10 protein-coding genes are annotated in these 11,924 nt (G+C 67.4%); 9 read left to right on the top strand and 1 reads right to left on the bottom strand.

Annotated features, from left to right (window positions below):
• Position 1: 1 nt before the first annotated feature.
• The gene (locus AB2U09_RS17820; RefSeq protein WP_459194077.1) at positions 2-1,828 is read right to left on the bottom strand and encodes an ABC transporter substrate-binding protein; all 1,827 of its coding nucleotides are present in this window, start codon (positions 1,826-1,828) and stop codon (positions 2-4) included.
• A gap of 228 nt (positions 1,829-2,056) precedes the next feature.
• Between AB2U09_RS17820 and AB2U09_RS17815 the strand changes: the two genes are divergently transcribed.
• From AB2U09_RS17815 to AB2U09_RS17775, 9 genes are all read left to right on the top strand, one after another.
• The gene (locus tag AB2U09_RS17815) at positions 2,057-3,067 is read left to right on the top strand and encodes a DUF4129 domain-containing protein (RefSeq protein ID WP_459194076.1); all 1,011 of its coding nucleotides are present in this window, start codon (positions 2,057-2,059) and stop codon (positions 3,065-3,067) included.
• The gene (locus tag AB2U09_RS17810) at positions 3,057-5,075 is read left to right on the top strand and encodes a DUF58 domain-containing protein (RefSeq protein WP_459194075.1); all 2,019 of its coding nucleotides are present in this window, start codon (positions 3,057-3,059) and stop codon (positions 5,073-5,075) included. Before AB2U09_RS17815 ends, AB2U09_RS17810 begins: the two co-directional genes overlap by 11 nt.
• Positions 5,075-5,608: a DUF7519 family protein gene (locus AB2U09_RS17805; protein WP_459194074.1), complete on the top strand. Its 534-nt coding sequence runs from the start codon at positions 5,075-5,077 to the stop codon at positions 5,606-5,608. Before AB2U09_RS17810 ends, AB2U09_RS17805 begins: the two co-directional genes overlap by 1 nt.
• Positions 5,609-5,698: 90 nt before the next feature.
• Entirely contained in the window at positions 5,699-6,673 is a 975-nt protein-coding gene (locus AB2U09_RS17800; RefSeq protein WP_459194073.1) for an AAA family ATPase, read from the top strand.
• 19 nt (positions 6,674-6,692) lie between these two features.
• On the top strand, positions 6,693-7,415 hold the full coding sequence (locus tag AB2U09_RS17795) for a YIP1 family protein (protein WP_459194072.1): 723 nt from the start codon (positions 6,693-6,695) through the stop codon (positions 7,413-7,415).
• Positions 7,416-7,453: 38 nt separating this feature from the next.
• Positions 7,454-8,476, top strand: a complete 1,023-nt coding sequence (locus AB2U09_RS17790) for an ABC transporter permease (RefSeq protein ID WP_459194071.1) — start codon at positions 7,454-7,456, stop codon at positions 8,474-8,476.
• Between the two features lie 2 nt (positions 8,477-8,478).
• On the top strand, positions 8,479-9,504 hold the full coding sequence (locus tag AB2U09_RS17785; protein WP_459194070.1) for an ABC transporter permease: 1,026 nt from the start codon (positions 8,479-8,481) through the stop codon (positions 9,502-9,504).
• A 36-nt stretch (positions 9,505-9,540) separates the two neighbouring features.
• A complete protein-coding gene (locus tag AB2U09_RS17780; protein WP_459194069.1) occupies positions 9,541-10,668 on the top strand; it encodes an ABC transporter ATP-binding protein in 1,128 nt (375 codons plus the stop codon).
• Between the two features lie 3 nt (positions 10,669-10,671).
• The gene (locus tag AB2U09_RS17775) at positions 10,672-11,856 is read left to right on the top strand and encodes an ABC transporter ATP-binding protein (protein WP_459194068.1); all 1,185 of its coding nucleotides are present in this window, start codon (positions 10,672-10,674) and stop codon (positions 11,854-11,856) included.
• Positions 11,857-11,924 lie beyond the last annotated feature (68 nt).

Genomic DNA, 11,924 nt, shown 5'->3' with positions numbered 1-11,924 from the left:
GTTATCCCGATCCGTCGCCCCCGTCGGTCGCCGGATCGATCGCCCCGTGTTTCAGCATGTGAAATACGGGGTTTCCAGCTGGACCGGCCGTTCCATATACTGAATCGGATTCGTGAGTCGGCCACTCGAAGTCGCGGGTGTTCCCCCAGAGGCCGGTGGTCTCCGTGGCCAGCGAGATGTCCGGGAGCGTGTCGTTCCACCATGTTGCGAACGTCGTGACGGCGTCGACGGTCGTCGACCGGTCGGTCGGCCGCCGGATCGTCCGCCAGCAGTCGACCAGGTTGACCGTCCGCCGCTCGCTGTCGGGCGCCTCGATAGTGCCCGGCGTCTTCGGGACGCGGACCTCGACTGGTTTGCCCTGGCTCGACGTGGTCGTCGACGGGTCGGACACGCCGTAGCCGATCGATGTCGCGCCGTCGCTGGTCACGTCGTAGGCGCTGTACGGCCGGCCGTCGAAGTTCCAGAGCAAGACGTCGTAGGTGTGGTTCGTGACGTCGTAGTGGATCCGGGTGTTCGGGACGCGGTCGACCGAGACGTCGAAGCCGAACGCCTCGAGCGCCGACGAGACGACGGTGCCGGCGGAGACGTAGTCGTCCCACACCGGTGAGCCGAACGTGACCCGCGCCCGGCGGCCGTCCGGGTCGTACCACATATCGTTGTTATCTCGCGTGTACCCGGCCGCACGCATGTACTCGGCCGCGCGGTCGGTATCGCTCGCGACCGGGTACTCGTGGAGCGACTCGCGAACGGACGAGGGGAGCCAGCGCTGCTCCGCGGGCGCGGCGAGCCCCGTGTGTCGCTCCGCGGGTTCGCCCCATCCGGTCACGTCGACGATGTTGTCGATCGGGACGGCCGCGAGGATCGCCCGGCGAACGCCCCGTCGGGCGAGGTGCTCGTTCCGCCAGTCGAGGACGAGTTTCACCCCCGAGGTCGTCCGGTAGCGGGCGATCTGTTCGAGGTTGTCGGCCGGTGACCCCCGTTCGTCGGCGAGCATCCCCGATCCGCCGTCGAGCCATCCCTTCTTGATCAGGTTCTCGATCGAGACCTCCTGGACGACCGGCAGCCAGAGCCGCGGGATCGAGATCGCCTCGGCCCGCGGGTGGTCCTCGAATCGCTCTAGCATGAGCCGGTTGATCGACACCTCCGTCAGTTCGTAGGGACCGCAACCCAGTCCCTCGTCGACGATGGTCTGGAGGCCGGGGCTGTCCGTCCGCATGTTCTCGACGACCTCCTCGGTCCGGTCGTCGGTCGTCGCCGCGCGGAGGCGGTCGAGCCACGGTTCGTAGTACTCGACCGGCGTCCGCACCGCGCCGCTGACGACCTCCGAGAGGACGAGCGGCCGATCCAGCGGCTGCTCGAACTCGTAGCGGAGCGTGTACTCGTCGACGAGTTCGACGGACGGCCCCGACTGGGTGGAGACGTGCGACTGAATCGACCGCTGGACCCACGTGTCCCGTGCGGTCACCGGCTTCCCGGACCACCACGAGAACCCCTCGGCGTAGGTGACAGTCGCGGTCGACCCGTCGACGGCGACCGACTCGACGACGTCGCCGAGCTGCCGCTCCTCCGCGGGTGCCGCGTAGGACCTGGCTTCGTAGATGAGCGGGTAGAATCCGGCCGGGTCGGACGTCGACCACGGGCCGACGTGCGTGGTCTCGGAATCGTAGGGGAACTGGTAGCCGAACACCTCCGGCGAGTCCACGATGTCGTTGGTCTCCGTGCAGCCGGCGAGCGACCCGACGGCGCCCCCGGCACCGAGCGCGGCGAGGTACCCACGGCGCGTCCACCCCTCGCGGTCGTCCCCGCACCCGTCCTCGCCTGTGTTCATCGGCGCGAGGATAGCGGACCGCGCAGTATAAGGCCTCCGTCAGTGAGACGAACGCCGTCAGCCCGCTGACAGTGCGAACGCGGACTTCACGGGGTTTGCCAACCGTTCTCCCCCGCTCGAGCGTCCGCTGGTGAGACGGCCGCCTCGGACGCATTTCGCCCGTGGGTCCTCCGTCCAGCTTCGAGACAAGCGGAAAAAACATATACTGTGGATCGTACAACTCGTAGTATGGATGATTATGTGTCACAGGACGCCCTCCGATTCGTCGTGATCGGGCTCGTCGCGATGGCTGCCATCGCGGTCGGCGCCGCGACGATCACGGCGACCGTCGACACTGGGGATCCTGGTGGTGGGGAAGCTCCGCAGAACCCTGGGGATGCCCCCCAGAACAATCAAGGTGGAGGTGGCGGTGGTGACAACTCCGGAGGCGGCAACCCGATAAACCGGAGTTCGCGGAACCCCGGCAACCAGGCGGTCCAGTACACGACCTGCATCGAACCGCTGTCGAACTGGTACGGCGGACTGCTGTACTTCGGCGCCGCCGGAATGGCCGTGTTCCTGATCAAGCGCCGGTACTCGTTCGGCGCCGCGTTCCTCGGGCTGTACGCGCTCGCGCCGCCGGTGTTGCTCGCGTACTTCCTCGGGACCGACTGTGCGACAGTCGGCGGTCCGGGCGTCGGCAACCAGACGACCGTCGGTGGCGTCGCCAACGCGACGCAGTCCCCGCTCGCGGGGATGGACGTCCCGCCGGCCGCCATCCTCGGCGTCTTCGGCGTCATCCTGGTGGCGACGGCCGCCGTCCTGATGCGCGCCTCCGGCGACCAGAACATCACCACGATGGAACCCGAAGCGGACGAGGAGGGGGACGAGACGGACGTGATGGACCTGGCCGCCGCGGCCGGCCGGGCCGCCGACCGCCTCGAAGAGCACAACGCCGACGTCGACAACGAGGTCTACCGCGCGTGGTGGGAGATGACGAGCATGCTCGACGTGCCCAACCCCGACAGCGCGACGCCCGGCGAGTTCGCCGAGGCGGCGATCGACGTCGGACTGGGGGAGGACGACGTGCGCGAGCTGACCCGACTGTTCGAGGAAGTCCGCTACGGCAAGCGCGACGCCGAGAGCCGCGAGCAACTCGCCATCGACGTCTTCCGGAACATCGAAGACGAGTACGGCGGCGCCGGCGGACGGAGTTCGAACGTCGGCGCGGACGGCACGGAGGGCGACGATGGATATTGAGGAGCTCCTCAACCGGCTGCTGATCGCCATCGGCGCTCTCCTGTTCGTGGGCGCGATGGCGCTGATCGTCGTCCCCGGCGCCGGGAGCGCGCTCCCGTTCGGGAACGAGGTCATCTTCGGCATCGGCGCGCTGGGCGCCGTGACCGGCTTCGGCGTCGCCCGCCGGCGCCTGAAGGGCGAGGTCGAGGAGACGGTCACGCCCGACCCCGAGCGACCCGCCGGCAACCCGATGCCCGGCGAGGACGTCGACCGGATGCTCTACGAGATGACCCACCTCCGACAGGGGGTCAACGAGAACCGCGAGCACCTCGAAGACCGGCTGGAGAACCTCGCCGTCGCGGTCGTCCGCAACCGCGAGGACTGCTCGGTCGAGGAGGCCCGACGGATCCTCGACGCCGGCGAGTGGACCGACAACGAGCAGGCGGCCGCCTTCTTCCAGGGCGAGCGCACCGCCGCCGAGGAAGCCGGCCTGTCGGGGTCCCTGCTGTCGGGCACCGACGACGTGGCGGCCTTCGAGAACCAGTTCCGCGAGACGGTCGAGGAACTCATCCGGGTCGGCGACGTCGACGTCAGCCACTCGGTCGAGGTCGACACCGAGGACGACCGCTCGTTCCTCGACCGCCTGCTCGGCCGCTCGGCCGGCGGCGACGACGAGGACGACGCCGTCGAGTCCAACTGGAACGAGGCCGACTCCTCGATTCCGACGTTCCGGACGAGCGAGCCCTTCGAGGACGTCTCGCTGCAGCACACCAACCGCTGGCTGGGCGTGACGGCGTTCGCGCTGGTCGCGGTCGGCATCGGGACGGTCACGTTCACCCCCGGCCTGATGCTCGCCGGCACCGTCGGCGTGGCATACACTATCTACGCTCGCGTTTCCGCGGTCCCCCGCACGGAAGGGCTGGTCGTCGAGCGCGAGTTCGACGTCGAGGACCCGGAGCCTGGCGACCTCGTCGAGGTGACGCTCACGGTCCGCAACGAGAGCGGGTCGATCCTCCCGGACCTGCGGCTGGTCGACGCCGTGCCGGACGCGTTCGTCGTCACCGACGGCGTCCCGCGCCTGCACACCGCGCTGCAGGCCGGCGCGCAGGCCCAGATCGAGTACACCGTTCGCGTCGAGCGCGGCGAGTACGAGTGGCCGCTGCTGGTCGTCGCCCGCGACTTCAGCGGGGGCGTCGAGCGCACTTCGCTCGTTACCCCCGACGCGCAGATGCGCATCGTCCCGCCGCTGCGTGTCACCAACGACGTGCCCGTGCGTGCCCAGACGACCCAGTACGCCGGCGACGTCGACACCAAGCAGGGCGGTTCGGGTCTGGAGTTCTACTCCGTGCGCGACTACCGCCCCGGCGACCCGATGAACCGCATCAACTGGAAGCAGGTCGCGAACACGGGCGAACTCGCGACGATCGACTTCCGGCAGGAGAAGGCCGCGACGGTCACCATCCTGTTCGACACCCGCCAGAGCTCCTACATCTCGGCGGGCCCCGACGAACCGCACGCGGTCGACCACTCGGTCCACGCCGCCAGCGACGTGTTCGGCGCGCTATACGACCAGGGCAACCTCGTCGGCGTCGCGGCGTTCGACACGGTGCCGTGCTGGTACGCGCCCGGCGCCGGGAGCGAGCACCTCGAGAACGCTCGCGTCCTCTTCGCCCAGCACCCGGCACTGTCGCCCCGGCCGCCCGAGCGGCAGGACCACGAGAGTCAGTACATCGACCCGATGACGCACGTGCGTCGGCGCCTGCCGAGCACGTCACAGATCTTCCTCTTCTCGCCGCTGGCGGACGACTACGCGGCGGAAGTGGCGCGCAGACTCGACTCCGAGGGCCACCTGGTCACCGTCATCAGTCCCGACGTGACCGTCGACGAGACGGTCGGCCAGCGGCTCACGCGCATCGAACGGACGGCGCGGGTCCGGTATCTCCGCGAACGGGGCATCCGCGTGCTCGACTGGGACCCCGACGAGCGACTCTCGCTCGAGATCCAGAAGGCACAGACGAGGTGGGCATAATGAGCTTCGAGACATCCGACGACAGCGCAGCGGTCGAGGTAACGCATTCGCCGGCGCGGTTCAGCAGCATCGTCGCGGTCGCGGCCGCGCTGGTGGCAGTGCTTGCCACCGCCGTGTTCGCACCGCTGTCGGCGCCGGTCGGACTCTTCGGACTGGCCGGCGTCGCCGCCGGCCTGTTCGTCTTCGAGTCCGAGCGCCTGACCGTCGCCGGCACCGCGATCGTCTTCGTCGCCGTCGTCGTCTGCGGCTTCTTCGCGGACGTCCCGGAGATACTGCTGCTGGCGACGCTGGCGACGATCGTCTCGTTCGACCTCGGGTCGAACGCCTTCAGCGTCGGCCGACAGCTCTCGGACCAGACCGACACCCAGCGCGGCGAGTCCGTCCACGCGGCGGCGACCGTCTTCGTCGGCGTCGTCGCGGCCGGCGTCGCCTACGGGATCTATCTCGTCCCCGCGGGCGCCGCGCTGACGATCCCGGCGCTGGCGCTGCTGTTGCTGGCGGCGCTGTTCCTGATCTGGTCGATCCGCCAGTAACCCGCCGGATCGGACGTTCATTCAGTTTTTCGCGGTTCCCGGCGCTCGAACACCGTCAGTATTAAGAGGAGAAGCGCGGGCTATCTTACCATGGCACAGACCGACCTATCCATCCAGGAAGCCAGCGACGAGTTGGATGCGGTGATCGACGAGATCCAGTCGTCGGTCATCATCGAGGAGGAGTTCCTGGAGACCGTGCTAGTGGGGTTGCTTTCGAAGGGGCACGTCCTGCTGGAGGACGTCCCCGGGACGGGGAAGACGCTGACGGCGAACAGTTTCGCCACGGCGCTGGGGCTGTCGTTCTCCCGGATTCAGTTTACGCCCGACCTGCTCCCCAACGACGTCACGGGGACGTACATCTACAACGAACAGGAGGGTGAGTTCGAGTTCAACAAGGGTCCTATCTTCGCCAACATCGTCCTCGCCGACGAGATCAACCGCGCCCCGCCGAAGACGCAGGCGGCGCTGCTCGAAGCGATGGGCGAGGGGCAGGTCACCACCGAGGGCGACACCCGTCAGCTGCCCGAGCCGTTCTTCGTCATCGCGACGCAGAACCCCGTCGAGCAGGAGGGGACGTTCCCGCTGCCCGAGGCGCAGATCGACCGGTTCAACGTCAAGTCCTCCATCGGCTACCCCGACGTGGACGGGGAAGTCGAACTGCTGCGACGCCGCAACGACCGGACGTCGACGACGCCGACGGTCGGGCAGGTGCTGGACCACCAGCGCGTGATGGACCTGCAGGCGGTGCCGGACACGGTCACCGTCACCGAGGACATGCTGGAGTACATCGCGGCCGTCTCGCGGGCCACCCGCGACGACCACCGCGTCGAGACGGGGATGAGTCCCCGTGGTACCCAGCGCCTCTACGAGACCGCACGTGCGCAGGCGGTCATCGAGGGCCGCAACTACGTCACGCCCGACGACGTCAAGACCGTCTCCCAGCCGGTCATCGCCCACCGCCTGGGCCTGACCGCGGAGTCGCAGGTCAACGACGTCGACAAATCGGAGATCGTCGCGGACGTCCTCGAGGAGATCCCGGTCCCGACCATCGAGGCGCCGGCCTAAGTTACTCCGGAGGACTACAATGGGAGTTTCAAACGCAGTTCGGAACCCGGGCTCGTACCTCAGCCGAACGCTGGGGCTGTACCGGTCGCTGCTCACGGACCCGGAACGGTTCTACGACGAGTACATCGGGAGCCGGGGACTCAAGTCCGAGCTCGCGCTCGTCCTCGTCGTCGGCGTCGTCGGCGCGATCGGTAACTACCTCGTCCTGCAGGAGTTGATCCCCCAGTTCGACGGGAGCCAGGCGGTCGTCATCAACCAGGACGTCAGGTTCCAGCTCCAGCAGCGCATCCTCGAACCGCTGATCGGCGCCTTCCTGGTGTGGATCTGGTACGGCATGGGGACGTATCTGGTCGGCTGGCTGTACACGACCATCGGGACGACCTACCTCGCGATGAAGCGGGCCGCCTGGGCGCTGGTCCCGTTCCTGTTCGCGAATGTCATCCATACGGCCGCGATGGTGTACTACTCGGTCACCATGGACATCGACCCTGAATCCGTGGCGCCCTCCTCGCGGCTGGCCAACGACGTCGCCCGGGCCGTCTGGTCGCAGCCGGCTGGCGAGATGGTGGTCGTCGCAGCGACGCTGGCCGGGGTGCTGTTCGCGGTGTGGGCCGGGTACATCGCCGCTTACGCGATCAAGGACGTCCGCGACCTGACGGTCGACGAGGCGTACAAGGTCGCGGCGGTCCCGGCGGCGGGGTACGCGCTGTACGTCGTCTACAGCGCGGTCACCGCGCTCTGACGGAAGTATTAAGAGATTGTGAGACACCAACACACAGTATGAACTATTACATACGTCGGTTCGCGCAAGCGATCGTGACGTTCCTTCTGGGGATGTTCATCACGTTCGCGTTGTATCGACTCGTCCCGGGTGGGCCGGTGCAGGCCCTGATGGCCGATCGCATCCAGGAGATGCAACAGCGGGACGACCAGGTCGACCAGCAGGAAATCGCGCAGATGGCCGAGCAGCTGACGGGGATCAACCCCGACAAGCCGATCCCGGTCGCGTTCTACGAGTGGCTGCGCGACATCGTCCTGCACCAGGACTTCGGCGAGTCCATCATGTTCCAGGACCCCGTCTTCGACATCCTCTTTCGCGGGATGCCGTGGTCGATCTTCCTGAGCGTCTACGGGCTGCTGTTCGGGTTCACCGCGACCATCGCGGTCGGGGTGTTCATGGCCTGGCACGAGGGGACGAAGATCGACTCCGGACTGACCGTGTTCGTGATCGTCATGCGGTCGATCCCCTACTACGTGGCGGCGATCGTGATGCTCTCCGTACTGGCCTTCCAGTGGGGTATCTTCCCGACCGGCGGGCGCGCGCCCCCGGCGGCCGATCCCGGATTCAACCTCGAGTTCATGATCGGGGTCACCCAGCACGCCGCGTTGCCGATCCTGTCGAACTTCGTGGTCGGCTTCGCCGGCGGAGCGATCGGGATGCGAGCGCTGTCGGTCCGCGTCATCGGCGCGGACTACCTGCGGTCGGCACGCCTGCGCGGACTGAGCACGAACCGCATCCTCAGCCGCTATCTGACCCGTAACTCGATCCTCCCCATCTACACCGGCTTCATGCTCGGCATCTCCGGCATGTTCAGCTCGAGCGTCATCACCGAGCGCATCTTCCAGTACCACGGGGTGGGCTGGTTCATGCTCGAAGCAGTGACCAACCAGGACTATCCGCTCGTGATGGCCGCGTTCGTGTTCTTCTCGGGGATCACGGTCACGGCCATCCTGATCGCTGACCTGACCTACGGGCTCATCGACCCGCGGGCGGGGACCGGCGCCTCGAGGGAGAGTTACTAACGATGTCCGAGAAAACACCGAAAAGCGACGGCGGCGTGACTCAGGAGAGCATCTTCGGTACCGACGAGGAAGCCGAGCGGCGGCGGACGCCGCCGGCCGAGCGCGCCCGACGCGCGTTCGACTTCTACGTCGCGACGCCGTTCCGAGTCGCCTGGAGCGACTGGCGCACTCGCATCGGCGGCGTGGGCGTCGTCTTCTACCTGCTACTCGGGACGGTCGGCGTCTGGCTCACGCCCCAGCCCCAACTCAACGAGGGGCCGTATTACCTCAAGCCGTTCGTCGACTGGACGATGCCCCTCGGGACGGACGGCCTCGGGAAAGGCATCTTCAAGTCCATCGTCCACTCGACGCCGGCGATGATGCAGATGGCGCTCGCGGGCGTCGTCTTCTCCGTCGGCGTGGCGGTGCTGGTCGGCATGATCGCCGGCTACAAGGGCGGCGTCATCGACACGATGCTGATGACGATGGCCGACGTGTTCATCACGCTCCCCGGTCTGCCGCTCATCATCGTCCTCTCGGCCATCTTCTCGCCAGAGAACCCGTTCATCGTCGGGACGATCATCGCGATCGACCAGTGGCCGGGACTGGCGAGGCAGTTGCGGTCGCAGGTGCTCGCCCTGCGCGACGAGGACTTCGTCGAGGCGGCGCGGTCGATCGGGCTGTCGACGCCGACCATCGTCGGCCAGGAACTGGTCCCCAAGGTCGCGCCGTTCGTGCTCATCTCGGCGGCGGGCGCGGCGGTGGCGGTCATCTTCCAGTCCGTCGCGCTGTATTTCATCGGCGTCCTCCCCTTCAGCTCGCTGAACTGGGGCGTCATGATGCAGCAGGCCTACGAGCAGGGCAACGCCGTGGCCGCGCCCGGGCGGGCGGGCCACTGGCTGTTCTTCCCGCTGGTGGCGATCTCGGGAATGAGCTTCTCGCTCATCCTCTTCTCGCAGGGGCTGGACCGCGTGTTCAACCCCCGCCTGCTGGCCCGCCACTCGGAGACGGTGCCGGAAGACGAACAGGAAGACGCGGGTGGTCTCTAATGGCCGGACCCGCTCGACGGACGGAGGTGAACTGACATGGCTATCGGACAACAGAACCAGACGGCAGACGACGAGGCCGACGATGCCGACGAAGACATCGTCATGGAAGTACGGAACGCGCGAGTGCAGTTCGGTATGTCCCGCGGGCAGGCGTGGGTGCTCAACGACGTCGACATGGACGTCCGCCGGGAGGAGATCCTCGCCATCGTCGGCGAGTCCGGGTCGGGCAAGTCGATGTTCGCCGCGGCCCTGATGGACGCGGTCGAGGACCCCGGCCATCTCTCGGGCGACGTGACCTACTACCCTCGCGAGGACGACACCGACGGCACGCCGAGCACCGATCAGATCGGCGACTACGACGCCGTCGGCGACGACTCCATCGACGTGCTGGAGATGGACAGCAGCGAACTCCAGTCGTTCCGCTGGGAGGAGGTCTCGATGGTGTTCCAGGGCGCGATGAACTCGTTCAACCCCACGATGAAGATCAAGGGGCACTTCCACGAGACCATCCAGGCCCACAACGCGGTCCTCGAGGAGCGCATGGAGCACGTCTACGACCTCTTCGAGGCGCTGCACCTCGACCCCGACCGCGTGATGAACTCCTACCCCCACGAGCTGTCGGGCGGGATGAAACAGCGGGCGCTCATCGCGCTCGCGCTCGTCCTCGAACCGGAAGTGCTCGTGATGGACGAGCCGACCGCCGCGCTCGACCTGCTCATGCAGCGATCGATCATCTCGATGCTGCGCGAGCTGCGCGACGAGTTCGAGCTGACCATCGTGTTCATCACGCACGACCTGCCGCTGGTCGCCGGGCTCTCGGACCGCATCGGCGTCATGTACGCCTTCGAGTTCATCGAGGTCGGCGAGACCCGCTCGCTGCTGAAAGACGCTGCACACCCGTACACGCGCGCCTTGCTCCGGTCGGTGCCGAGCATCGACTCGGACATCGACGACATGCGACCGATCGAGGGGGCGCGGCCGGACCCGGTGAACATCCCGACCGGCTGTTCGTTCCACCCGCGGTGTCCGATCGCCGACGACCGGTGTGAGATCGAGGACCCGGGGCTCGTCTCGGTCGACGAGGACCACCAGGCGGCGTGTTTCTACACGGACCAGGCCCGGGACGAACTATCGTACACGCTCGACCACGGGACGGAGGAGTAACCTATGAGCACAGACGAACCCACGGCGGACGACATCACGCCCGACGAAGTCACGGGCGAGGACGGGACCGACGAACAGCGCGACGAACCGATCCTGTCGGTCGAGGACGTGAAGGTCCACTACAAGCCCGGCGGCGTCGTCAAGCGCGCGCTCACCGACAAGAAGGTCCGCGCGGTCGACGGCGTCAGCTTCGACCTCTACGAGAACGACATCGTCGTCCTCGTCGGCGAGTCGGGCTGCGGGAAGACGACGCTCGGCAAGACCGCGGTCGGGCTGGAAAAGCCCACCGAGGGGACCGTCTCCTACCGCGGCCAGGACATCTGGGACGCCAAGGAGAACCCCCGCGACGCGGAGGTGGAGTTCAACGAGATCCGCCGGGCGATGCAGATCATCCACCAGGACCCGGCCAACGCGCTGAACTCCTCGCGGCGGGTCAAGGCGATCCTCTCGGACCCGCTGAAGAAGTGGCGCACCGAACTCGGCCCCAAAGAGCGCGAGGACACCATCCACCGCTATCTGGAGTACGTGGACATGATGCCGCCCGAGGACTACGCCGAGCGCTACCCGCACCAGCTCTCCGGCGGCGAGCAACAGCGGGTCGCGCTCGGCCGGGCCCTGCTGATGAACCCGGACGTCATCCTCGCCGACGAGGCCATCTCCGCGCTCGACGTGAGCCTGCGGGTCGGCATGATGGACCTCATCCTCGACCTGCAGGACACCTTCGACACGTCCTACATCTTCATCAGCCACGACCTGGCGAACGCCCGCTATCTCGCCAAGCGCGCCGGCGGCCGTATCGCCATCATGTACCTCGGTGAGATCGTCGAGATCGGACCGCCCGAAGAGATCCTGAACAACCCGACCCACCCGTACACGAAGGTCCTCAAGTGGTCGACGCCGACCGTCGACCCGGATCTGGCGCGCGAGCGCATCCAGGAGGACCCGCCGATCCGCGAGGTGGACGTGCCCGACCCCGAGGACCCGCCCTCGGGCTGTAAGTTCCATACGCGCTGTCCGGAGGCCCGCGAGGTCTGCACGCGCGAGGAGCCGGGACTGTACGACACGGCCGGCGAGTCCGACGCGGCCTGCTTCCGCGCGCTCGAAACCCACGAGTACTGGAACAGCGAGGAACTGGCCGGGCCCGACGACGAGTACGGCACCGAGTCCGAATCGAGCTTCGGCGACTGACCGCGACACGTCCTTTTTGTCGACGTTCGAATCGCTCTCGGTGACCATACGGCCGCCTGTCGCTCGTG

This window comes from Halosimplex yunnanense (assembly GCF_054504345.1).
Note: the sequence above shows the minus strand (reverse complement) of the source record. Positions and strands in the feature narration are given on the sequence as shown.